Raw genomic sequence first — 23,369 nt, 5'->3', positions numbered from 1 at the left:
TCAAAATTCAGCGGAAGCAAAGAAGTTAGGGGGGATCAATTGCCAGTAAACGCCCGATTGGTTCAACTAATAATCAGTGGGGAAGGAACAAAACCCCCACTGATTAAAGTTTCACTTTATTAAAAATATACAACTTTTACAAAGTCTATATCGAAACCATAGTATACTATAGTAGATATATTTTAAAAAAATAATAGAAAATGAAATAAAGGGGTAAAAATATGAATTATGTGCTAATAGGTGCGGTTTTAATATTATTAGCTGTAGTATTTGTGCTGTTTTATAAAAATAAACAGTTAGAATCAGAGAGTCAGCAAGTAGAATTTGAAAAGAAACAAGCAATTGAAACGTATGAAAACGAAATTGCAGCTACGGTGATAGAGCATAAAGAACAACAAAATAATTTAAAAAATATGGAACAGAAAAAATACAATGATTTACAAGTAAGTGCAAATAGAGAAATTGAAAATATGCGTATGATGAAAAATCAATTAGCTATGCAGCATAGTAAAGAACGTAGTGAAATGCAAAATAAACATAATAACGAAATACATATGTTTCAAAAATTAATTGCAAATTTACGAGAATATACTAAAAACGGTGCTGAAATGAATACGTACGAAACATTACATTATATGAAGCGAGGATTCATAGAGCAAGGCATCATATTAGATGCTGAATTTCAAGTCATGCCGAATGTTTTTATTAAAAATAATAGTGAAATAAACGATAATAGAATCCATCATCTCATCTTGTGCAAAACTGGTATTTATCTACTGGAGACGAAAGAATGGAACGAGAAATTAATTCATGGTTTAACGAAAGAAAATGCTGGTATATATTCATTTATGATTGATGAAATGGGTAAGTATCAACAAGAAGTTGAAAAAGAAGAGACATTTGAATATATAGTAGGTAAAGATTCGTCAACTATGCAAGTGAAAAATGAAGGAAATCCAGTATATAAGGCGAAGAAACTATCTAAAATTTTATACAATTGTTTGAATGAAATACAGGCTAATAGTATAAAAGAAAAGGTAAAACCAGTTGTATATTTTTATAATGAAAATGGAAAAGAAATAATAGATCTTTCTAGTGAGGAAACACCTAGATTAAAAGATCGGGAGCAAATTGTAACGTTCTTCAGAAATGAAATCTTAGCAGGGAAAGTAGTATATACAGTGCAAGAATTAGAACAGATTCGAGAAATGATTAGCCGGATGAATTATATAGTGAGTTAAAAGGGGAGATCTTTCTGAACGCTATGCTACGTGGCATTTTGTATGTCTATTTTTGTTTGTATATAGTAATGTACATTCTATTTATATTCGTCATTGATATGGTCCATATACCCTTAAGTGTAAGGAGCATTTTTGTAGTATTCATACCATTTGTTTTATTAGTCATGATTCAAAGGGCTATTTTATATGTTTCTAAAAATCGTAATGAAGAAAAGAAGCAAATGTTGGGGGGGTTAATAGTAGCACTCATACCATTAATAGTGTGCACTGTACAACTAAGTGTAAATGAATATACATCAAAGTTTAATCAAAATAGATGGTTAAATCATGCAGATAAGCGGGTATATATGGTAGATGATCTATTACAAAAATATAAATTAATAGAGAAATCAAATGAAGAAATTATACAATTGTTAGGAGCTCCAACGGAAACGAGAAGTGGGGAAGAAGGAGTTACCACTTTGTATTATCTTGGGACTGAACGTGGCTTTATTCCAATAGATAGCGAACAGCTTGTTTTCCAATTTGATAGAGATGGAAAAGTCATGGAATATACGGTGCATAAAGATTAAAGAAACGTAGAGGGAAGCTATATGTTATAGCTTCTTTTTTATTTTTCAATATGTCACGGAAGGGGGAGAAGGTTTTTGAGTGGAATAAGGAATGAAAGCGGAGGTGATGCATATATATAGATGCATTGGGTGATTATTAGTCCGATTGGTGAGGGGTAATAATTAATAAGTACGGACAAAAACCCCACTCATTAAAGTTTCACTTTATCATATTGTATAAATGAAAAGGAGGTAAGACGGTGAAAGCAATCCCGACTGATGTCCTGAGTAAAGAATTGATGGAAAGAGAAGGAGTTATCTCTATTACAGTAAAGGAATTTGAAAAGATAGAAGTAGCTGGAGTGGTGGTCGCTGGTCCAGCAGTTATTTTGATTAATCAAGATTAAGTACATATCATTGAAATAAAAAGCATCCATCTAGGATGCTTTTTATTTGTATGTAAGGATAAATATGATGGATAATTGTGTTATTGGAGGGAAAGTCTGTGGCAATAATTATAACAATGTTAGTAATGGGTATTTTATTAGGATTTGTTGGAGCTGGAGGAGCTGGGTTTATTATCGCGATACTCACTTTAGTATTCCAAATCCCTATTCATGTTGCTCTTGCAACATCTTTAACTGCAATGGCATTTACGACATTATCAGGTGTTGTAAGTCATTACCGTGAAGGCAATGTTGCACTTATTATAGGCGGGATTGTTGGGGGATTTGGCGCAATTGGCTCTTATATTGGTTCTAAATTTGGTTCACTTATACCAGCACATCTTCTTCATTGGTTTACAGCTGGGATGTTATTTTTATCGGCAATTTTTATGTTTATTAAATTAATTATGTTCCAAAACAAAGAAAAGTCGTCTTTATATAAACATAAAGAGTTTTCCGTGAACTACTTGTTGAAATGTGTATGCCTTGGATTAGTTACTGGAATGATGGCTGGTTCATTTGGGATTGGTTCTGCACCGTTTATTCAACTTGGATTAATGGTTCTATTGGGACTTACGATTCAGCAATCTGTAGGGACAACAATGCTTGTTATATTACCGATTGCAATTGGAGGCGGGATAGGATATAGTTCGGAAGGATATTTAGATTATATATTGTTATTACAAGTATTGATTGGGACCATGTTAGGGGCATACATTGGCGCGAAGTTTACAAATTATGCACCGCGAACGCTTTTGAGGTTTTCGATGATTATGACACCGGTTTTAGCTGGTTGTATGCTATTGATGGAATAAAGTGAAATTATAATCAGCAGGGGGTTACTGCCTACAAATAGCGGGATAAAATTAATATAGCAAACTATTAATATATTTTACGAATGAATTATATAGGTAATTCATATTTCCCATATAAAAGGATTTGTTTTAATATTATGAGTGTAAAGTTCGAGTATTCGAAGTACTACTTGAATTATATCCCTATCCCTTTTCTAAAAATGCGAACAAGTTTTGCCCTATTCTATTCAATAGTTAATTGCATAGAAATATATTGTTCGATGACCATTATGGAACGTACATAATGGGAAAATCCCGATCCTTAAAGAGGATGCCCCTAATCTTCATGTGAAAATATGATCGGATATGAAAGCTGACCAATTTATGGTCAGCTTTCTTTTTGTTCGAAAATTATTTCTTCTTTAATTTCTGTTTGCAATAATACAGTTTTTCCAAAGCGACGTTTGCATTCCGCGCGCACTTTTTCAAGGGCTAGTAGCTGAGTAGTGGCGGGAACTGTGACAATAGCTTGGCGAGGTTTTCGATTTTCTTCACAAAAGACACATTCCACGACATAATTAGAAATCATATTTTCATCCTTCCAGTTTTAATTTCTAAGAAGGGATTGTCTATGAAGTTGATGTAACTTTTCGTCATTGTTTTATTATTTCCTCTTTTTTTTCAAGGGGAAAATAATAAAGAAGGCGAATTTTAGTAGGGGAGGGATGTTTATGGAGAGATGGATAGGTAGTGCAGCGGTATGTGTAAATGAAAGAAATGAAGTTTTAATGGTACTGCAGGGCAAAGAGGGAGAAGAAAAAAGGTGGTCTGTCCCAAGTGGAGGACTTGAAAAGGGAGAGACACTAGAAGAATGTTGTATCAGGGAAGTTTGGGAAGAAACAGGTTACAATGTGGAAGTTGTAAATAAAATATATGAAAAAGAGGGTATTACATACGGTGTTCCAGTGTATGTCCATTATTATTTTGTTAAACAAATAGGCGGTAATATGAAAATCCAAGACCCTGATGAGTTAATACATGAAATTGCTTGGAAAGGGATACATGAAGTTGAACAATTGTGTTTAGCTTTTCCAGAGGATTATGAATTGCTGTGCCAATATATAGATAAAGAAGCAAGTATGTAAATACTTGCTTCTTTAATGTATCCAAGACAAGAAAAGCGGAACGATAACTAAACTAGCGCCTGCTGTTAAAAGCATGGATAAACTTGCAATTGTTCCTTCCACAGGACCGATTTCGAATGCTTTTGATGTACCGGTTCCATTTGCGCTCGTTCCTAACATAATACCTTTTGCGATTGCTGTTTTAATACGGCAAATACGTATGAGAGAAGGGCCGAGCAATGCTCCTGTTAAGGCAGTTAAAACGACAAATACAGCAGTTAATTGTGACATACCACCAATCATTTCTGAAATAGCCATTGCGATTGGTGTTGTTACGATATGTGGCGCTAAACTATGTTCTAGTGATGAATCAATTTGAAAATAATTTGCTAGTAGTGCTGAAGTAATGACTGATAAAAACGAACCGACAATGACATTAAGTAAGATAGCCATTCCATGTTTCTTTAATAAATCAAAGTATTTATAGATTGGCCATGCAAAAGCAACTGTTGCGGGTTTTAATAATTCAGTTAACCAGTGACCACCAGATTCATATGTTTCATAAGGTGTATCTAATCCGAGCAATAAAGCAATTAAAATAATGGGACAGACGAGAAGAGGAGAAAGTAGACTCCAATTCCAGCGTTGATACATTTTTTTTGATAGCCAATATGTGAATAGTGTTAATAGTAAACAAAGAAATCCGATCATTGCGTTGATCCTTTCCGCTTTAGTAGCAATTCTGTTAAAAGTCCTGTAACTAAGGTAACGCAAAGAGTGCTAATCATAATAATTAAAATGAGATCGATTCCATATTGTGTTAGTGTATCTCTGTAACGTATGACAGCGACTGCAGAAGGGATGAAAAATAAAATAAGTTCTTTTAATAAAAAATCTGCTCCGTCCTGTATCCATTCTTTTTTAATTAGGTTAAATTTTAATGAAATTAATAATAAAAAAATACCGATTATACTTCCTGGAACTGGGAGGTGTGCCTGTTTTGCAATCCATTCACCTGTCCAAGCGAAACAAAATAGTAATAAAATTTGTCCGCTTAACTTCCACCATTTCATACAGTAACCACCTCTTTCTTTTTTTACATAAAAATTGTAAAAAAGAATTAACAATTTCTACTATACGTTCATTCAAAATATTTGTCTAATATATAAATTATATGTTATTAATATATTAGACATATTAATCGAAAGTGAAAAGGGTGTCCAAAAATGGAATTACGGCATTTGCAATATTTTGTTGTTGTGGCAGAAGAGTTACACTTTGGACGGGCGGCTGCTCGTTTACAAATGACACAACCACCACTTAGTCAACAAATACAGCAATTAGAAAAAGAAATGGGAGTTACATTATTTTCAAGAACGAAAAGAAAGGTTGAACTAACAGAAGCAGGAGAAATGTTTTTAAAAGAAGTAAAAAAGGCGTTTGAACAAATTGAAAAAGCAGTAGAAGTTGCACAAAGTGCGCAAAGGGGAGAAGTAGGATCACTTTCAATTGGTTTTGTAGGTGCGGCGATATATGATATTTTACCATCAATTGTTAGGGAATATAGAAAAAAATTTCCGAGAGTGTCTGTTGCATTACATGAATTGTCAACACCAGATCAAGTTCATGCACTTCATGATAACCGTATCGATATTGGCTTTTTACGTCCACCAATTCCAACGCAATTATTAGAATTAGAGCCAATTCAAAGGTTATCTTGCACCTTATGTTTACCAAAGGCACATCCACTTGCAGAGAAAGATGAAATACATATAGAAGATTTACGAGATGAGCCGTTTGTATTTATTACGAGACCAGTATGGCCAGCTTTGTATGATACAATTTTATCTCTTTGCAGAGAAGTTGGATTTAGTCCGCGTATTGTACAAGAAGCAACAGAGTATCAAACAGTTATGGGGCTTGTAGCAGCAGGGATTGGAATTACAGTAATACCCGTGTCGGCAAATAAGTTATATAAAACAGAAGTTGTATATAAAGAGTTATATGATTCTAATTTTGTTGCAGAAATGTCAGTGGCTTACAAAAAAATGAATAGTAATCCAGAGCTACTAGAGTTTTTAAAAATTGCAAGAGAGAAGAAAAGAATAGAAGTAGAAGATGAGCAATAGTAGTAACAGAATATGGATTTAATTCAAATTCATAAAAGTACACCTTATTAAACAATAAAGCGGAAATGCAACTTAAGTTGCATTTCCGCTTTATTGTTCTTTTTTTAGCTCGATACTAAATAGATAAACGTGTTCATTTTCTTTTAAGAGTAGATCAATACCTGTTTCTTCATCAATGGTAGGAACGCTTACAGTTTCTTTACTGGTTTGGATTACAGCAGCTAAAGTTGTTTTTTGATTGTATTTTAAATTTTTTATAGATTGGATTGTAGTAGTTGCAGAGCTATTTACGCTTGGTGGCGCTTCTTCAGGAACAAGTGTTGAACCACCTTCAATATTCAGATACCACTGCCTTTTTTCTTGTATATCTTTATCGAATTGGAAATGTGGTGGTAAAAAAGAAAGCTTTACTTTCTTTTTTGAAAAATGTGAGGTAGCTATATTAGCAATTTCTTTTGTTTTTTTACCATTGTTATAATAATCAATTGTAGCATTTATTTCATCTTTATCATTTTTAAGAGTAACGTTATAAAACATGCTATTTCCTTCTTGAAAAGGAGTCATTTGTAAAATAGAAGCTTGCTCTTTTGTTAATTTGTATGGCTCAACAACGGCAACTTCATTGTTTTTTATTTGGCTACAACTTGTGAGTAATAATAAACACAAGATTGATAGTAATTTTATACGCATGCAATCTCCTCCTTTTTACAATTATATTCTAAATGTGATTTTTTATCATTTCGTTTTCTAGGACTAAAGACTTAGAAGAAATTCCGATTGTAGTGCGATGTTTAAAATGTCATATTTTTATACACTAGTAGTATAGAATGCGTATGTAATAAGGTAGGGGAAGAATTTTATGTCTTTATGTCGGTTAGCGAGAAAAAATATTAGAACATTTGCTACCAAAAGGATGAAGCAATTTATGTGGATTGCTATGAGTACTATGATTTTGTTTTTTATGATATCGTTACAATTTAATGAAGGAGCTATTTTGAAAGTAGGGGATGCATTTGTATTTCAAATGTATTTTTACACACTGTTTATTGTACTAATTTTCATATGTATTTTTACTACATATAAAATGATGTACTCCCTTTTGCTAGTGAGGAGAGAGGAGTTTACATCTTATGTAGCAGAAAATATAAAAAGAAAAGAAGTACTATGTTTATTATGTCAGGAGCAATTATTCATTTATGGAGCAGCGTTTGTTTTTGGATTAGTTAATGGGATGTTATTTTTAAAATTATTTACGGTTATCTTTATGAAAATCGCAGGGATACAAGGAGTAAATAGTGCGCCAATTACAATATATGCAGTTGTAATTATTAGTATAATTATGATGACTGTCGTTTTAATAACGATGATGCAATGTTATCGATTTGTTCGAAGTTTAAAAGATGAAAATTCGTTGCGATTAAAAGAAAGGGCATGAGAAATCATGCTTTTTTCAATTTTACACATAAAAATAATCATGTTACAGTGAAAAGACCTGACAAAGAATAGGAAGGAAAGGTTGTATAGAATGACAAATGAACAATCAATTGTAAAAGTCGATCGGTTAACGAAGCGAATCGGCTCAAAGACACTTGTACAAAATATTAGTTTTGAAGTGAAAAAAGGCGAGGTTGTCGGTTTACTCGGACCAAACGGTGCTGGAAAAACGACTTTAATGAGAATGATGGTTGGTATGATCCGTATGACAGAAGGTGAAGTATGGATTGATGGTCAATCTGTGAAACAGCAATTTGAAAAAACCGCTGCGAAAATTGGGGCGGTAATTGAGACACCCGAATTTTATCCTTTTTTGAGCGGGTATGAAAATTTAACATATTTCGGACGAATGAATGGTAATGTGACCGAAGAACGTATTGATGAGGTAGTGAAATTGTTAGGGATGGGACAAGTAATTGATCGCAAAGTAAAAGCGTATTCACTCGGCATGAGACAACGTTTAGGAATCGCTCAGGCGCTTATTCACGATCCAGACGTGTTGATACTAGATGAACCGACAAATGGATTAGACCCTAGTGGAATACATGAAATGAGAATGTACATAAAAAAAATTGCACATGAACAAGGAAAAGCTGTACTTGTATCAAGTCACTTACTTTCAGAAGTTGAATTAATGTGTGACAGAGTTATCATTATTCAGCACGGGGAATATGTGGCTACGCAAAATATTCAGCATAGCCAAAGCGAAGAGATGGAGACGATCCGTATACGTGTAGATGATGCGAATAAAGCAGCGGAAATATTAGGGCATGATGTTTTAGTAAAAGATAATGAATTACTTATTAATGTAAAAGATGAAGAAATCCCAAATGTTATTCGTACATTGCTTGAGAAAAATATTCAAGTGTATCGTGTATATGAAGAAAGAAAAACGTTAGAAGAGCAATTTTTAGAATTAACAGGGGGAAAAGATATTGTTTAATTTAGTATATAACGAACTGTATAAAATATTTAAGCGGAAGCGAACGATTATTCCATTTGCGGTTATTGCAGTATTAATAATCGGATTAGGGTGGGTTACGGTAAAGTATTTTGAACCGGAAACAAAAGGATGGAAAGTAGATTATACAGAACGTACTGTAGAAATTGAGAAAAAGCTTGGCATGAAAAAAGAAGTTATTTTAGCAGAAAAATCAGGGGATGAGCTTGTAAAAGAATACCAGCTTAAGATGAAGCATTTAGATACAGATACAGCACCGGCAAGCAGTTCTCCACTTTCTTTCATGAGAGATACAGGTTTTATCGTATTTCCAATTTTGCTCCCATTTATCCTCGTGTATGCAAGTACAATTTTTGCGAATGAATATAGCTGGGGAACATATAAATTTTTAACAATCCGTCCGGCGAGTCGATTTAAAATTTTAACAGCAAAGTTTTTAGCAATCGTTATATTTGCAGCTTTATTGTTTATATTTAATATGATTTTCTCCGCTTTATGTGGACTTGTTATTTATAAATTCCAACAGCCTGCATGGAGTGAGTTTATTTTCCAAGATGGAAATATAATAAAACAAAATATTTTTGTGGAAGCAAGTAAATATTATGTTTTATCGTGGTTACCAACGGTTGTGTATGCATCGTTTGCATTTATGATTTCTGTGTTAACGAGATCTAGTGGAGGTGCAATTGGTATTTCACTATTCCTTGCTTTATCAGGCAATATTGCGTTATTAGCAGCCACTAGATATAACTGGGCGAAATATTTATTGCCAGCAAACACAGATTTATATAGTATTTCAAAGAATGGAAGTTTTATTGATGGAGTAACATTCCCGTTTGCATCATGTATGTTACTACTTTATTTGTTCGTATTTTTATGTATTTCATATACTGTGTTTTTAAAACGTGATTTAACTTAATAAGAAAAGCCGTTCAGGGTGCTGAGATGCACTTTGAACGGCTTTTTTTATGAGAATTGTTTAAGTGCTCTTTCGGCTAGTAAAGCAAAGTATTCTGCACTTATAGGCAGTGCCTCTTCATTAATTGTAAAAGCAGGATGATGCCATTCATGTGTACCGCTCGTTCCCATAAAGACGAATGAACCTGGTATTTCCTGTTGGTAAAATGAGAAATCTTCTCCAGCCATTGACGGACTAGGCGAGATGATATTAAGATTCATCTTTGTGGCAACTTGAGTAGATAAGTCTGTAAGAGCTTTATCGTTGTGAACAGCAGGAGGACCTGAATAAAAACGGAATTTCGTTTTTACACCTAATGCATCAGATACACCTTTAATAATACGCTCCATGAGTGCTGGAATCTTTTCACGTGTTTCAGCTTGGAACGTGCGAATCGTTCCTTCTAACGTAGCTTTTTCAGGAATCACGTTCCACGTATTTCCTGCATGAATATTTGTAACACTAACAACCGCATTATGAGATGAACTTATATTTCGGCTTACAATTGTTTGCAGTGCCATCACAATTTGAGAGGATGCGACAATAGGATCTACGCCAGCATCTGGTACAGCCGCGTGTGTACCAACTCCGTGAATTTCAATTTCAAATCGATCAACTCCAGCCATCAGTGGACCATCTTTAATGCCAATTGTACCTACTGGTAAATCAGGTTTATTATGCATGCCGAAAATCGCTTGCACATTACGTAAATGTCCAGCATCAATAACTTTGCAAGCGCCATTACTACTTTCTTCAGCTGGTTGGAATATGAAGCGAACCGTTCCATTTAGGGAAGATTCTCTTTCTTTTAATAAGAAAGCAGTACCTAAAATAGCAGCTGTATGAAAATCGTGTCCACAAGCATGCATTTTCCCTCGTACTTTAGATGCATAGGACAAATGTGTTTCTTCTTGAATAGGAAGGGCATCAATATCAGCACGAACTGCTACAATTGGTCCGTTTTTATTACCAGACACTTCAGCGATAATTCCTGTTTCTAAATTGGAATCAATGATAGTAATATTTTTTTCTTCTAACCAATTTTTTATTGCTTTTGTTGTTTCGAACTCTTCATATGATAGTTCTGGATACTCATGTAAATGTCGACGGATGGAAATAAGTTTTTCTTTTAGTTGATTTGAAATAGATACCATGTAGTATGCCTTCTTTCTTCAGCAAAATATTTACCATAAGTATACAACAATAAAAGAGAGGATTCTCAAATGAAAATCCTCTCTCGTTTATCCCATAAAAGCCCGATTGGTTCAACTAATTAAAGTTTCACTTTATGCTGCGACTTTTTTATGCGTATGATGTTTACGATAACGTCCACGCATTGCGTATGCAATTTGCGGGATTGCAATCCCAATTAATATAAGAGATACACCGAACCATTGTGAAGATAGTACAGCCTCTTTTAAAACGAATACTGACATAATTGTTGTAACTGGTAGTTCCGCTGCACCAAGAATAGTCGCTAAGCCAGAACCGATTTTTGGAATCCCGATTGTAAAGGCAATAGATGGAATAACGATACTAAATGTTCCTAATCCTAAACCGTATTTCCAAAGACCTTGAGAAATGGCACCATTAAAAATAAATGTTGGTGGGAATACAATCATGACTAAAGTTAAAGCACCAGTCATTAAGAGAACACCGCGCGGTAATGAAGGTACTTCAACAGCAACTTTTCCGCTTACGAAAATGTATGTTGCGAATGTAACAGCAGATAATAAACCTAAAATGACCCCAGTCGTATCGAAAGCACCTACTGATTGTTCAAGTAAACCACTTGATAAAAATGTCCCTACAAGTAAGAAAATAACAGAAATAACTTTTTCTCTTGAAGGTAATGTTTTTGTTGCGACTGCTTCAATGATAATTCCGACCCAAACGAATTGGAATAAAAGAATAATTGCAATAGAAGCTGGTACAGTTTTTAATGAAGCATAATAAAAAATTCCGGTAAAACTTGCAGATGTTCCTGCAACGAATAAAAGTAATGCTTGCTTTAAAGGAACGCGATGTCTAGAAAATAGAAGTGTAATAGCAAGCAAAATAATCCAACCGAACAAATATTGGCTGCCAATTACCTCTCCAAGTGAAAATCCTTCTGCATATGCAAGCTTAACAAAAAGAGCTAAAATTCCATAACTACACGCTCCTAATAAAACTAAAAGAGAATAACGAAGCATGAAAAATTCCTCCCATCTATATGAAGTTGTTCCGTATCGAAAATATATAACTAGAGGGAAGTATACAAAATTAGAAATAAAGGGTCAAATGAAAGAAAAGTATGACATTTTATAGAATAATAATAAAAGTATGATATTTATGCATAATCTTGAAATTTTTAATAGTAGAAGTATTATAAAATAAACTTTACATTGTATAGAGATAGCATTTGAAAAAAATATTTTTTAAACCAATATGTATATAGACGTACTAGTAACGTGCTAATTATTTGAGAAACTATGTTACCTTTGTTATGGTAATAACAATTAAAGGAGTTTTATAATCCATTTGGGTTTTTTCTATATAATAGAAGGAAATGAAAACGTTTTATTAGAAACTGTGAGGAAGTGCGGTTTTTCTTATTGCCACGTTGTAAAAGTGATTTCACGAATTGTTCATAGTATTTTTATGTGTTTTTGTTACAATATTTAGGGAGAGGAGTGGAATGATGCAAGATATTAGTATTTTTTTAGCGTTTGGCGCCGGGTTCTTATCATTTATTTCCCCATGTTGCTTACCGCTTTATCCGGCATTTTTATCGTACATAACAGGTATGTCGGTTTCTGAATTGAAAGAAGAAAATGCAATGCTTCGCAAAAGAAGTATGATACATACAGCGTTTTTCTTACTTGGATTTTCAATTATATTTATTGCAATTGGATTTGGTACAAGTTTTATTGGAGGAATCTTTACTGACTATAAAGATTTAATCAGACAGTTAGGTGGTATATTTATCATCGTGTTCGGCTTAATTATTGTCGGGGTGTTTAAGCCGAAATTTTTAATGCAAGACCGTAAATTTACATTTAAAAATCGTCCAAGTGGCTATTTTGGATCAGTACTAATCGGATTAGCTTTTGCAGCAGGGTGGACGCCATGTACCGGACCAATTCTAGTGTCTGTAATTGGATTAGCAGCAACAAATCCAGAATCAGCAATGATATATATGATTGCTTACATACTTGGATTTGCAATCCCGTTTTTCGTACTGTCATTCTTTATTACGAAAATGTCTTGGATTAAAAGAAATAGTATGGCCTTCATGAAAGTCGGAGGATATATTATGATTGTTATGGGTGTCTTCCTATACTTTAACTGGATGACGAAAATTATCGTATATTTCTCAAGTTTATTTGGTGGTTTTACTGGTTTTTAGTATTATTCTGCGAAAATGTTGGAAATACTAACGGAAAAGCATATAATGAAAGTATATTTTGCATATAGCCACAAAAAAGGATGAGAAAATATGAACATAGTTCTTTTATCAAGTATCGTTGCTGTTTGTATGGCTGTCGGTGCGATGTTTATTCGTTTAAAAGCAGCTAAGAAACCTGCAACATTGAAAAAAATTATACTTCCACCATTTTTTATGAGTACGGGTGCATTGATGTATGTTTTTCCTGAATTTCGATTAACTCCAGCAGAAATGTTAGAAGCAATTGGTGTCGGTTTGATTTTCTCTATTTTTCTTATTAAAACATCTAAATTTGAAATTAGAGGACAAGAGATTTATTTGAAGCGTTCAAAAGCCTTTGTTTTCATATTAATTGGATTACTTGTAGTGCGGATTGTATTTAAAACCTACTTAAGTCAATCTCTTGATTTAGGACAACTTAGTGGCATGTTCTTCTTACTTGCGTTTGCGATGATTGTGTCATGGAGAATTGCAATGTATCGTTCCTTTACGAAATTACAGAAGGAAATGGAAAAAGAAGATGGTTTTTATAATGAAAAAGATATGAAGCTAACTTAAAAACTGTATATGTACCAAATAAAAAAGACAGCGTCAAAGGCGCTGTCTTTTTTATCGAAAATAATATGAAGTTACTTTGCGAGTAAAGATCGATAGTTAGAATAATCAATCTTTTTTTCTTGTAGTTTTTTTATTAAAAATTTATGATCACGCTTTGGTGTGGCAATGATATACCCTTTAATAATTAAGTCTTGTGTAATTTGAGAGGCATTTTCTTGTAATGCAAGTTCCCCGATTTTGCCAGCAATCTTTGATTTTGCAACATCACGAAATAGTTCTGGAACAGGGCTTACAAGCTCTTCTAACAATTGTTTTTGTTCATCATCCCATAAATGTCTCGTTTTATTTATGTAGTGTTCTTCCCAATCCAAAATGGACATGCCGTCTTCTTTTGGTAATCGTTTCAGGAATTTTCTGAACATAAAGTATCCACCGATAGACATAAGCCCTAATAAAATAACCGTCCATAATACAATGAACCAACCGAACCATCCTTCGAGCACGCATATCCCCCCTTAATGATAGCGGTTTTCTTTTATTCATATTATATACAGTGAGATTCATAGAAAGCAAGAACGCTTGGTCATTTTGACCAAGCGTTATAGTTTAAACGAAGTATAGTTGTTCAACACATAAATTATTATTATCGTCTTCAACATACTCAATAATAAGTGTGCCAACTTTACGATCTTTATCTTCAGTTGTGAAAATAGAGTAAGAAGTAAAACGTGTTTTTGATAGGCCGCTTATATGTGTAGGTAAAGAAATGTAGTCGTTATCGCGGAAGAATTCCATCAGTTCAATATCCTCAAATTCTTTTCGGTCAACTTGTTTGTTTGTATAGCGGCGTTGAAGTTGTTTTAAAGATTCATTCCAAGAAATTGCTTTTGTGTCGTATACCATTGTTCTATCTCCTTACTGTATGTAATTATTAAGAACATACGTTCTAATCTAGTATACTCTTTTTATTAGAAAAGAGAAAGCAAAAAATAATGTAAGCTTGGATTTCCAAGCTTACATTATTGATGCGTCCGTCATAATCTCTATTTTTCATTATAAGTTAGATAAGAATAAGAAACAAGATGATATATATAATGTTGAGAGTTTTCAAGATTCTGTATATTATAGGTGTACTAAAGTGTAAGGGAATGAGAGGTGTGGCATACGTAATTTCACTGCAAGGGCCGATGGCTAGCGGAAAAACAACATTAGCAAAAAGGTTAGAAAAGAGAGGGTTTCGAGTTATATATGAAAATCCATATCCAATTGTAGAGAAGCGAAAAAAATTGAATTTAGACATGAATTCAAAAGTAGGGTTTATTATGAATCAAAAAATGTTTATGGAAGCAAAAATAAAGGAGTTTCAAAATGTGAAAGATTCAGTCGTAATTTTTGATCGCGGACCAGAAGACATTGAGTTTTTTACACTCTTTTATCCAACGATTATAGGAGAAGAGTGGGATATAGAAACTGAATTGAAAGATGAATTATATAAATTAAGAGCATGCCGTTCGGATGTGATTTTTTACTTAGATGTTACGAAAAAGAATGTATATGATAGAAAAAATAATGATAGAACAAGAAACAGAAGTACGTTTGAGGAGCAATTTAAATTAGTAGAAACTGAAAAAGACTGGTATAAAAAATTTCCTGTAACTTATGTGGACACGAATAGATTAACAGTGGACGATTTAGAGGTATATTTTATGGACTGGTTAAAGGAGAGAGGGCTATGAAAAAAATACTTTTATTTGTATACTCAACATTTGCAGAGTTTGAAATAACAGTAGCGACGGCATTGCTGAAAAATAAATATGAAATCATTACAGCGGGCTTAACTAAAGAATTGGTTATAAGTGAAACTGGATTGCAAGTGCAGCCGCATATAGAAGTAAGTGAAGCACGTGTAGATGAGTATGAGGGGATACTTATTCCAGGTGGAGAAGAAGGACAGTTGGAAGATGCAAAACCTCTTTTTTCAATCATTCGTCAATTTCATGAACAAGAAAAATTAGTGGCGGCAATTTGTGCTGGACCGTATGCACTAGCAAAAGCAGGGTTATTTAAAAGGATTTCTTATACTGCGACTATAGATTATCAAAAATTTGATTGTTTTCCAGTAGAAAATTTTGTGTATGAAGAAGTTGTGAAACACTCAAATATCATTACAGCACAAGGGCATGCATTTGTACCATTTGGAATAGCAATTGCCTCTTATTTTGGAGTGGCAGACGAACATAATACAGATTTTTATTGTGGTAAAGGCAATGTAGTAATGGAGAAACTTTTACGAGAAAACGTGTAAAAGCTAGCAAATGCTAGCTTTTTTCTTTTTGACACCGATAAATTACTAACGTTTTTGGATCGCGCCATATACCGTTATGGAGAGATAATTCCTGGTTGATTTCTTCTGTTAGCCATTCTTTCATCTCGGCTTGAAGATACATATTATCGGGTATATTTAGCGATGGGAACATGCTAGAAATATAGTTTACAATCGGAGTAGCATGATGAAAAACGAGAGCATTATGAATAACTGTTTCTTCAACAGTTGGAAAAACAGATTGTAATATCTCTTTACCGTTTTCTAAACAAAATGGAGTGACTGATGATGTTGTTTTCGGTAAATCAAATGCGTCTAACATACGGTTACACATTTCAACTATACGAGGTAGTGTAACGCTAGAATTTGTTGTAGCTAAAAGTGTTCCGCCAGGACGAATTACTTTATGGAATCCTTGAATTGTTTTTTCAACATCTTTCACATGGTATAACATATGTCTTGCAATTATTAGGTCATAACAATTTGTTTCGAAAGGAAGTTTACTAGCATCCCCTCGTTTCCATTCTATTAAGTTATTTGTTTTAGCAGCTTCAGCAAGCATAGCTTCGGATTGATCAAACCCGGTTAATGGGCCTTTATGACCATTTGTTTGTAAAAGGGAAAGGAATTTTCCACTAGCGCACCCAACCTCTAATATGTTTTCTTCCCCTTGAAGTTGTAAATGTTTAATGACGAGTTTATCTAAATCTACGTGTTTTTCTTCGTAATGTGTATGTGTGTCGATGCGTGTTTGTAAATGGTTGCTAACGTTATATTGACGTTTTACATCATTCATTTTGTCGCATTCCACCTTTGTGCAAAATTGTTGGATTGCATGTGTTAATACATCTGTTTTCTTTAAACCTTCGTAATGGAGTGCTAATTCAAACCTTTCAAGTAATTTCTCTTCAATTCGAAAATGAATATCTTTTCGTTTTGTCACTGAAATTTCGCCCCTTTGCATCTGTTAGTGAGACTATAGCACGTCTGGAAATTTTGTGTAAATCATTTGTGTACACAAAATTATGGGGATGAAAAAAATGTTTGAATATGATTTTAAACTATTGACGATTTAAACGTTTTCATATATTCTTAAATTAAGTAATATTCAAATAATTCAAAAGAAATGAGAGAGTCACATGCTTCTTCAAGGAACACATCGAATTGGTCGTATGGCCATGCTGTTGGCACTTGCGGATGAGAATGAAAGTCCTGTATTATCCATTCCAAAAGGTTGGAAGTATTGTACGGGGAAAGTGGGTTCGATGAATTCGCAAAAGGTTGTCGCAGCAATGGAAACAGCGGCTAAAAGCAACCAAGTTATTGAAACAGATGTTTACAGAGAAACACATGCACTTTATCATGCAATTATGGAAGCTTTGTACGGAGTGACGAGAGGTCAAATTCAGTTAGCAGACGTTCTTCGTACAGTAGGACTTCGTTTTGCGATTGTGCGCGGTACACCATACGACGGAAAAAAAGAAGGCGAATGGGTTGCTGTTGCATTATATGGAACGATTGGTGCACCTGTAAAAGGATCTGAGCATGAGGCGATTGGTTTAGGAATTAATCACATATGATTTGCCCATAGTCTATTAGTTAGAAGGGGGCCTTACTTTTTTAGGACAGAAGTCTGTCTTAAAAAGATAAGGTCCCCTTTTGCCTTTTTAAGGAGGAAAAATGATGATTACGTTAACAGGACATACATTGACAGTTGAAGAAATGAAGAGGTTATTACTGGAAGGAGAAGGTGTAACAGCTTGTCCAACTAGTATGCAAAAGGTAGCGGAGTGCCGCGAAGTAGTTGAGAAAATTGTAGAGGACGGAAAAGTCGTTTACGGAATTACAACTGGATTTGGAAAGTTTAGTGATGTGCTTATCCAAAAAGATGATGTAAAGGCACTTCAACATAATTTAATTCAGTCACATGCATGTGGGATTGGTGATCCATTCCCGGAAGAAGTATCGCGTGGAATGTTAATTTTACGAGCAAACACGATGCTTAAAGGAGTATCAGGCGTAAGGCCGCTTGTTGTAAATATGCTTCTTGAGTTTGTAAATCGTAAAATTCATCCAGTTGTTCCGCAACAAGGTTCACTTGGTGCAAGTGGAGATTTAGCGCCTTTATCTCATCTCGCGCTCGTATTATTAGGCGAAGGTGAAGTGTTCTATAAAGGGAAACGCGTTCATGCAATGGTTGCTCTTACAGAAGAAGGGCTTGAGCCAATTGAACTTGAAGCAAAAGAAGGTCTTGCGTTAATTAATGGTACGCAGGCGATGACAGCACAAGGAGTTCTTTCTTATATAGAAGCAGAAGCAACGGCGTATCAAGCTGAACTAATTGCTTCAATGACAATTGAAGGGTTACAAGGCATTATTGATGCATTTGATGAAAATGTTCATAAAGCACGTGGTTATAAAGAGCAAGTGGAAGTAGCAAGCAGAATTCGTGACATTCTTCACGATAGTAAATTAACAACAAAACAAGGAGAACTACGTGTACAGGATGCCTATTCACTTCGTTGTATCCCGCAAGTACACGGTGCTTCTTGGCAAGTTTTAAATTATGTAAAAGAAAAATTAGAAATTGAAATGAATGCAGCAACAGATAATCCGCTTATCTTTGATGGTGGGGAAAAAGTAATTTCGGGTGGGAATTTCCATGGTCAACCGATTGCGTTTGCGATGGACTTCTTAAAAGTAGGAATGGCAGAACTTGCAAATATTTCGGAGCGCCGTATTGAGCGTTTAGTGAATCCGCAATTAAATGATTTACCACCATTTTTAAGTCCAGAACCAGGACTACAGTCAGGTGCAATGATTATGCAATATGCTGCAGCGTCACTAGTTTCTGAAAATAAAACGTTAGCACATCCGGCGAGTGTAGATTCAATTCCGTCTTCTGCTAACCAAGAAGATCATGTAAGTATGGGAACAATTGCTTCACGCCATGCACATCAGATTATTCAAAATGCAAGACGTGTTCTTTCTATTGAGATGATTTGTGCGATGCAAGCAGCAGAATATCGCGGAATTGAAAACATGAGTACAGTGACGAAGAGCTTCTACCATCAAGGTCGTCAGCAGGTGCCATCTATTAAAAATGACCGTATATTCTCAACAGATATTGAAAATATTGCGCATTGGTTAAAAACGAATTATTCGATAAAAGAAAGATTAGATGTAAACGCAGCACTATAAAATGAGAAAAGGGAGAGATTGAAATGGAAAAAGTACAACAAACAATTCGCGCGCCAAGAGGTACAGAGTTACAAACGAAAGGGTGGGTGCAAGAAGCTGCACTTCGTATGTTAATGAACAATTTAGATCCTGAAGTTGCTGAAAAACCAGAAGAATTAGTTGTATATGGCGGAATTGGCCGTGCAGCTCGTAACTGGGAAAGTTATCAGGCGATTGTAGATTCATTAAAAACGTTAGAAAGCGATGAAACGTTACTTGTTCAATCAGGAAAGCCAGTTGCCATTTTTAAATCACATGAAGATGCACCTCGCGTTTTGTTAGCGAACTCAAACTTAGTACCAAAATGGGCAAACTGGGATCACTTCCGAGAACTAGAGAAAAAAGGTCTTATGATGTACGGACAAATGACAGCTGGTAGCTGGATTTACATTGGAACGCAAGGGATTCTACAAGGAACATATGAAACATTTGGTGAAGCAGCTCGTCAACATTTCGATGGTTCATTAAAAGGTACATTAACACTTACTGCTGGTTTAGGTGGTATGGGTGGTGCACAACCTCTTGCTGTAACGATGAACGGCGGTGTTGTCATTGCTATTGATGTTGATAAGCGCAGCATCGATCGTCGTATTGAAAAGAGATACTGTGATATGTATACAGAATCATTAGAAGAAGCGTTAACGGTTGCGAACGAGTATAAAGAGAAGAAAGAACCGATTTCTATTGGTTTATTAGGAAATGCGGCAGAAATTTTACCAGAACTAGTGAAGCGCAATATTACACCAGACTTAGTTACAGATCAAACATCTGCTCATGATCCATTAAACGGTTATATTCCAGTAGGCTACACGTTAGAAGAAGCAGCGAAACTTCGTGAAGAAGATCCAGAACGCTACGTACAATTATCAAAAGAAAGTATGACAAAACATGTGGAAGCAATGCTTGCTATGCAAGAAAAAGGCGCAATTACATTTGATTACGGAAATAACATTCGCCAAGTTGCTTTCGATGAAGGTTTGAAAAATGCATTCGATTTCCCAGGATTCGTTCCAGCATTTATCCGTCCATTATTCTGCGAAGGAAAAGGACCATTCCGCTGGGTAGCACTTTCTGGTGATCCAGAAGATATTTATAAAACAGACGAAGTAATTTTACGTGAGTTCGCTGATAATGAACATTTATGTAACTGGATTCGTATGGCACGTCAACAAGTTGAATTCCAAGGGCTTCCATCACGTATTTGTTGGCTTGGTTACGGTGAGCGAGCGAAATTTGGTCGCATCATTAATGAAATGGTTGCAAATGGTGAATTATCAGCACCAATCGTTATCGGTCGTGACCATTTAGATTGTGGATCAGTAGCATCTCCAAATCGTGAAACAGAAGCGATGAAAGATGGTAGTGATGCAGTAGCTGACTGGCCAATTTTAAATGCATTAATTAATAGTGTAAACGGTGCAAGCTGGGTATCTGTTCACCACGGTGGTGGCGTTGGTATGGGTTATTCACTTCATGCGGGAATGGTTATCGTTGCAGATGGAACAGAAGCAGCAGCAAAACGAATTGAGCGCGTATTAACTTCTGACCCTGGTATGGGTGTTGTTCGTCACGTGGATGCAGGGTATGACTTAGCTGTGGAAACTGCGAAAGAAAAAGGCGTTAACATTCCGATGATGAAATAAGGAGGAGAAAACATGCTGGACACTTTACTAATAAATATCGGTCAATTACTAACAATGGATCAAGAAGATGGCTTGTTAAGACGGGAAGCGATGAACACGCTTCCTGTTATCGAAAACGGTGCGGTTGGAATTGAAAATGGTGTAATTACTTTCGTTGGAACAGCGGAAGAAGCGAAAGGATTACAAGCGAGAGAAGTTATTGATTGCGGCGGGAAAATGGTTTCTCCTGGTCTCGTTGACCCGCATACTCATCTTGTATTTGGTGGATCTCGTGAAAATGAAATCGCACTAAAACTACAAGGAGTTCCGTACTTAGAAATTTTAGAACAAGGCGGAGGCATACTTTCAACTGTAAATGCAACGAAACAGGCGTCGAAAGAAGAACTTGTTCAAAAAGCGAAATTCCATTTAGACCGTATGCTATCTTTCGGAGTTACTACTGTAGAAGCGAAGAGTGGTTACGGATTAGATGATGAGACGGAATGGAAACAATTAGAGGCAACAGCACAATTACAAAAAGAGCATCCGATCGATTTAGTTTCAACATTTTTAGGTGCTCATGCAGTTCCGAAAGAGTATAAAGGTAGATCGAAAGAATTTTTACAATGGATGTTAGACCTACTACCAGAAATGAAAGAGAAGCAATTAGCGGAGTTCGTTGATATTTTCTGTGAAACAGGTGTGTTCTCTGTAGAAGAATCAAAAGAATTTTTATTAAAAGCGAAAGAGCTTGGCTTTGATGTGAAAATTCATGCAGATGAAATCGACCCTCTTGGTGGTGCGGAAGCAGCGGCAGAAATCGGTGCAGCATCAGCGGACCATTTAGTTGGTGCTTCTGATAAAGGAATTGAAATGCTTGCAAATTCTAATACAGTAGCAACTTTATTACCAGGAACAACTTTCTATTTAAATAAAGAAAGCTTTGCTCGTGGACGTAAAATGATTGATGAAGGTGTTGCAGTTGCGTTAGCTACAGACTTTAACCCAGGTAGCTGTCCAACTGAAAATATTCAGCTTATTATGAGCATTGCGATGCTAAAATTGAAAATGACACCAGAAGAAGTTTGGAATGCCGTAACGGTTAACTCATCATATGCCATTAACCGTGGTGATGTAGCTGGGAAAATTAGAGTTGGTCGTAAGGCAGATTTAGTTTTATGGGATGCTTACAATTATGCTTACGTACCGTATCATTACGGCGTAAGTCATGTGAATACAGTATGGAAGAATGGTAATATTGCATATACAAGAGGTGAACAATCGTGGAGCACGGCCACTATTTAAAGAAAAATGCAAAGTTTATTGATCGTGAAGTGACGAAATGGAGTGAGATGATTAAAGATTGGGAGGAAGGTGTGGAAATATTCGGTGCTGCCTTAATTGGAGCACCCCTTTCTAAACCGTCTATTAGTCATTCAGGAGCGAGTTTTGCGCCAAAAACAATTCGTGCGATGTTAGATGCATATAGCACATATGCAATTACAGAAGAACACGATATGAAAGAAAGTGTCTTATATGATTGCGGCGATATTACGATGCATGTGACGGATATAAAAGAAAGTCATAAACGAATTGCGAAAACAGTTGGGCATGTAACGAAAGTAAACCCGAACATGATACCAATCGTTCTTGGCGGTGACCACTCGATTAGTTTTCCGAGTATAACAGGTTTTGCAAACAGTAAAGGAAAGGTCGGAATTATTCAATTTGATGCTCATCATGATTTACGTAATTTAGATGATGGAGGCCCGTCAAATGGTACACCATTCCGTAGTTTACTAGAAAATGATGTCATTACTGGAAAACAACTTGTTCAAATTGGAATTCGTAATTTTTCTAATGCACGTGCGTACCATGAATATGCAATAGAGCATGGTGTAACAGTGTATACAATGAAAGACGTACGAGAGCGAGAAATAAAAGATATTATCACGGAAAGTATTGAAATATTAAGAAATCAAGGTGTGACTTCTATTTATATTTCTCTTGATATGGATGTGCTAGACCAAGCGTTTGCACCAGGTTGTCCAGCAATTGGGCCTGGTGGGATGGATAGTACGACTTTACTAGATGCGATTGAATTCCTTGGTAAAGAACTGCTCGTTCAAGGGATGGATATAGTAGAGATTGATCCAACTCTTGATTTCAGAGATATGACGAGTAGAGTAGCAGCGCAAGTGATTATGAGTTTTCTTTTAGCGAGGGAAACGGTTAGTAAGCAGGTTAGTATATAGACGGAAAAGTAGATATTTATGCTTTATCAAAAACACATCACTACTGAAATGTAGTGATGTGTTTTTGTGTTAAAGGAGAATGAATGTATGTGGAACCGTTAATGGAATTGCGATTTTTATAGTGTATTGTGTAAATTTAATTTCTTGCTTCTTAAGTATTGACGCGTAAAATAATTTTATGATAAAATAAAAATTTTGATAAAAAACTAAAAGTGTGTTAAGCTTGAGAAGGTTACCATATAT

Annotated in this window: 28 protein-coding genes; 19 read left to right on the top strand and 9 right to left on the bottom strand. The window is 35.1% G+C overall.

Annotation, left to right across the window (positions count from 1 at the left end; genetic code table 11):
• Window positions 1-221 precede the first annotated feature (221 nt).
• The 4 genes from HMPREF2590_RS20980 to HMPREF2590_RS20965 all read left to right on the top strand — a co-directional run bounded on the left by HMPREF2590_RS20980 (window position 222) and on the right by HMPREF2590_RS20965 (window position 3,053).
• Window positions 222-1,241 (top strand): NERD domain-containing protein, encoded by a 1,020-nt coding sequence (locus tag HMPREF2590_RS20980; RefSeq protein WP_001110274.1) that lies wholly within the window; start codon window positions 222-224, stop codon window positions 1,239-1,241.
• Between the two features lie 23 nt (window positions 1,242-1,264).
• Entirely contained in the window at window positions 1,265-1,813 is a 549-nt protein-coding gene (locus tag HMPREF2590_RS20975; RefSeq protein ID WP_000943749.1) for a hypothetical protein, read from the top strand.
• Between the two features lie 239 nt (window positions 1,814-2,052).
• Window positions 2,053-2,199: a BC1881 family protein gene (locus tag HMPREF2590_RS20970; protein ID WP_000644411.1), complete on the top strand. Its 147-nt coding sequence runs from the start codon at window positions 2,053-2,055 to the stop codon at window positions 2,197-2,199.
• A gap of 98 nt (window positions 2,200-2,297) precedes the next feature.
• Window positions 2,298-3,053: a sulfite exporter TauE/SafE family protein gene (locus HMPREF2590_RS20965; RefSeq protein ID WP_000974667.1), complete on the top strand. Its 756-nt coding sequence runs from the start codon at window positions 2,298-2,300 to the stop codon at window positions 3,051-3,053.
• 367 nt (window positions 3,054-3,420) lie between these two features.
• On the opposite strand, the gene HMPREF2590_RS20960 is transcribed toward HMPREF2590_RS20965, so the two are convergent.
• On the bottom strand, window positions 3,421-3,621 hold the full coding sequence (locus HMPREF2590_RS20960) for a DUF3903 domain-containing protein (RefSeq protein ID WP_000625226.1): 201 nt from the start codon (window positions 3,619-3,621) through the stop codon (window positions 3,421-3,423).
• A gap of 142 nt (window positions 3,622-3,763) precedes the next feature.
• Here HMPREF2590_RS20960 and HMPREF2590_RS20955 point away from each other — a divergent pair, with 142 nt between their 5' ends.
• Window positions 3,764-4,177: an NUDIX hydrolase gene (locus HMPREF2590_RS20955; protein WP_000442982.1), complete on the top strand. Its 414-nt coding sequence runs from the start codon at window positions 3,764-3,766 to the stop codon at window positions 4,175-4,177.
• A gap of 12 nt (window positions 4,178-4,189) precedes the next feature.
• On the opposite strand, the gene HMPREF2590_RS20950 is transcribed toward HMPREF2590_RS20955, so the two are convergent.
• The gene (locus HMPREF2590_RS20950) at window positions 4,190-4,867 is read right to left on the bottom strand and encodes an LrgB family protein (protein WP_000578965.1); all 678 of its coding nucleotides are present in this window, start codon (window positions 4,865-4,867) and stop codon (window positions 4,190-4,192) included.
• On the bottom strand, window positions 4,864-5,229 hold the full coding sequence (locus HMPREF2590_RS20945) for a CidA/LrgA family holin-like protein (protein WP_000872361.1): 366 nt from the start codon (window positions 5,227-5,229) through the stop codon (window positions 4,864-4,866). The genes HMPREF2590_RS20950 and HMPREF2590_RS20945 overlap by 4 nt, the downstream gene beginning before the upstream one ends.
• A gap of 153 nt (window positions 5,230-5,382) precedes the next feature.
• Here HMPREF2590_RS20945 and alsR point away from each other — a divergent pair, with 153 nt between their 5' ends.
• Window positions 5,383-6,285, top strand: coding sequence for an acetoin biosynthesis transcriptional regulator AlsR (gene alsR, locus HMPREF2590_RS20940; protein WP_000423235.1), 903 nt, complete (start codon window positions 5,383-5,385; stop codon window positions 6,283-6,285).
• 90 nt (window positions 6,286-6,375) lie between these two features.
• On the opposite strand, the gene HMPREF2590_RS20935 is transcribed toward alsR, so the two are convergent.
• The gene (locus tag HMPREF2590_RS20935; RefSeq protein ID WP_001220607.1) at window positions 6,376-6,975 is read right to left on the bottom strand and encodes a hypothetical protein; all 600 of its coding nucleotides are present in this window, start codon (window positions 6,973-6,975) and stop codon (window positions 6,376-6,378) included.
• Between the two features lie 169 nt (window positions 6,976-7,144).
• Between HMPREF2590_RS20935 and HMPREF2590_RS20930 the strand changes: the two genes are divergently transcribed.
• The 3 genes from HMPREF2590_RS20930 to HMPREF2590_RS20920 all read left to right on the top strand — a co-directional run bounded on the left by HMPREF2590_RS20930 (window position 7,145) and on the right by HMPREF2590_RS20920 (window position 9,659).
• A complete protein-coding gene (locus HMPREF2590_RS20930) occupies window positions 7,145-7,720 on the top strand; it encodes a hypothetical protein (protein ID WP_000050627.1) in 576 nt (191 codons plus the stop codon).
• A gap of 90 nt (window positions 7,721-7,810) precedes the next feature.
• Window positions 7,811-8,722 carry an ABC transporter ATP-binding protein gene (locus HMPREF2590_RS20925; RefSeq protein WP_000180622.1) on the top strand — a complete coding sequence of 304 codons (912 nt, stop codon included), beginning with the start codon at window positions 7,811-7,813 and terminating at the stop codon, window positions 8,720-8,722.
• The gene (locus HMPREF2590_RS20920; protein ID WP_000482763.1) at window positions 8,715-9,659 is read left to right on the top strand and encodes an ABC transporter permease; all 945 of its coding nucleotides are present in this window, start codon (window positions 8,715-8,717) and stop codon (window positions 9,657-9,659) included. Before HMPREF2590_RS20925 ends, HMPREF2590_RS20920 begins: the two co-directional genes overlap by 8 nt.
• Before the next feature lie 47 nt (window positions 9,660-9,706).
• On the opposite strand, the gene HMPREF2590_RS20915 is transcribed toward HMPREF2590_RS20920, so the two are convergent.
• Window positions 9,707-10,852 (bottom strand): M20 peptidase aminoacylase family protein, encoded by a 1,146-nt coding sequence (locus HMPREF2590_RS20915; protein WP_000253676.1) that lies wholly within the window; start codon window positions 10,850-10,852, stop codon window positions 9,707-9,709.
• 132 nt (window positions 10,853-10,984) lie between these two features.
• Complete coding sequence (locus HMPREF2590_RS20910) at window positions 10,985-11,893, bottom strand: EamA family transporter (protein WP_070861508.1); 909 nt, start codon at window positions 11,891-11,893, stop codon at window positions 10,985-10,987.
• 322 nt (window positions 11,894-12,215) lie between these two features.
• On the opposite strand from HMPREF2590_RS20910, the gene HMPREF2590_RS31255 reads away from it, so the two are divergent.
• From HMPREF2590_RS31255 to HMPREF2590_RS20900, 3 genes are all read left to right on the top strand, one after another.
• Window positions 12,216-12,365: a peptidase T gene (locus HMPREF2590_RS31255; RefSeq protein ID WP_071686460.1), complete on the top strand. Its 150-nt coding sequence runs from the start codon at window positions 12,216-12,218 to the stop codon at window positions 12,363-12,365.
• A 16-nt stretch (window positions 12,366-12,381) separates the two neighbouring features.
• Window positions 12,382-13,089 (top strand): cytochrome c-type biogenesis protein CcdA, encoded by a 708-nt coding sequence (gene ccdA, locus HMPREF2590_RS20905; RefSeq protein WP_001152676.1) that lies wholly within the window; start codon window positions 12,382-12,384, stop codon window positions 13,087-13,089.
• Window positions 13,090-13,179: 90 nt separating this feature from the next.
• Window positions 13,180-13,686 (top strand): CcdC family protein, encoded by a 507-nt coding sequence (locus tag HMPREF2590_RS20900; protein ID WP_001028440.1) that lies wholly within the window; start codon window positions 13,180-13,182, stop codon window positions 13,684-13,686.
• A 71-nt stretch (window positions 13,687-13,757) separates the two neighbouring features.
• Here the strand turns inward: HMPREF2590_RS20900 and HMPREF2590_RS20895 are convergent, their stop codons facing one another.
• Both HMPREF2590_RS20895 and HMPREF2590_RS20890 read right to left on the bottom strand, forming a co-directional pair.
• On the bottom strand, window positions 13,758-14,189 hold the full coding sequence (locus HMPREF2590_RS20895; protein ID WP_000889367.1) for a DUF2621 domain-containing protein: 432 nt from the start codon (window positions 14,187-14,189) through the stop codon (window positions 13,758-13,760).
• A gap of 103 nt (window positions 14,190-14,292) precedes the next feature.
• On the bottom strand, window positions 14,293-14,589 hold the full coding sequence (locus HMPREF2590_RS20890) for a hypothetical protein (RefSeq protein ID WP_000262400.1): 297 nt from the start codon (window positions 14,587-14,589) through the stop codon (window positions 14,293-14,295).
• A gap of 245 nt (window positions 14,590-14,834) precedes the next feature.
• Between HMPREF2590_RS20890 and HMPREF2590_RS20880 the strand changes: the two genes are divergently transcribed.
• The gene (locus tag HMPREF2590_RS20880) at window positions 14,835-15,422 is read left to right on the top strand and encodes an AAA family ATPase (RefSeq protein ID WP_001986424.1); all 588 of its coding nucleotides are present in this window, start codon (window positions 14,835-14,837) and stop codon (window positions 15,420-15,422) included.
• Window positions 15,419-15,991, top strand: coding sequence for a DJ-1/PfpI family protein (locus HMPREF2590_RS20875; protein ID WP_000722229.1), 573 nt, complete (start codon window positions 15,419-15,421; stop codon window positions 15,989-15,991). The genes HMPREF2590_RS20880 and HMPREF2590_RS20875 overlap by 4 nt, the downstream gene beginning before the upstream one ends.
• Window positions 15,992-16,004: 13 nt before the next feature.
• Here HMPREF2590_RS20875 and HMPREF2590_RS20870 read toward each other — a convergent pair whose 3' ends face one another.
• Window positions 16,005-16,952 (bottom strand): class I SAM-dependent methyltransferase, encoded by a 948-nt coding sequence (locus HMPREF2590_RS20870; RefSeq protein ID WP_000166755.1) that lies wholly within the window; start codon window positions 16,950-16,952, stop codon window positions 16,005-16,007.
• Window positions 16,953-17,148: 196 nt separating this feature from the next.
• On the opposite strand from HMPREF2590_RS20870, the gene hutP reads away from it, so the two are divergent.
• From hutP to hutG, 5 genes are all read left to right on the top strand, one after another.
• The gene (hutP, locus tag HMPREF2590_RS20865; RefSeq protein WP_000926516.1) at window positions 17,149-17,589 is read left to right on the top strand and encodes a hut operon transcriptional regulator HutP; all 441 of its coding nucleotides are present in this window, start codon (window positions 17,149-17,151) and stop codon (window positions 17,587-17,589) included.
• A 103-nt stretch (window positions 17,590-17,692) separates the two neighbouring features.
• Entirely contained in the window at window positions 17,693-19,210 is a 1,518-nt protein-coding gene (gene hutH / locus HMPREF2590_RS20860) for a histidine ammonia-lyase (protein WP_000631875.1), read from the top strand.
• A 23-nt stretch (window positions 19,211-19,233) separates the two neighbouring features.
• The gene (gene hutU / locus HMPREF2590_RS20855) at window positions 19,234-20,892 is read left to right on the top strand and encodes a urocanate hydratase (protein ID WP_000416946.1); all 1,659 of its coding nucleotides are present in this window, start codon (window positions 19,234-19,236) and stop codon (window positions 20,890-20,892) included.
• A 12-nt stretch (window positions 20,893-20,904) separates the two neighbouring features.
• Window positions 20,905-22,176, top strand: a complete 1,272-nt coding sequence (hutI, locus tag HMPREF2590_RS20850) for an imidazolonepropionase (protein WP_000887540.1) — start codon at window positions 20,905-20,907, stop codon at window positions 22,174-22,176.
• On the top strand, window positions 22,155-23,126 hold the full coding sequence (hutG, locus tag HMPREF2590_RS20845; protein WP_000399827.1) for a formimidoylglutamase: 972 nt from the start codon (window positions 22,155-22,157) through the stop codon (window positions 23,124-23,126). The genes hutI and hutG overlap by 22 nt, the downstream gene beginning before the upstream one ends.
• Window positions 23,127-23,369 lie beyond the last annotated feature (243 nt).

Origin of the sequence: Bacillus sp. HMSC036E02, assembly GCF_001836235.1 — a bacterium.
GTDB lineage: Bacteria > Bacillota > Bacilli > Bacillales > Bacillaceae_G > Bacillus_A > Bacillus_A cereus.
The sequence above is the reverse complement of the archived record's forward strand: the minus strand, read 5'-3'. Positions and strand labels throughout refer to the sequence as shown.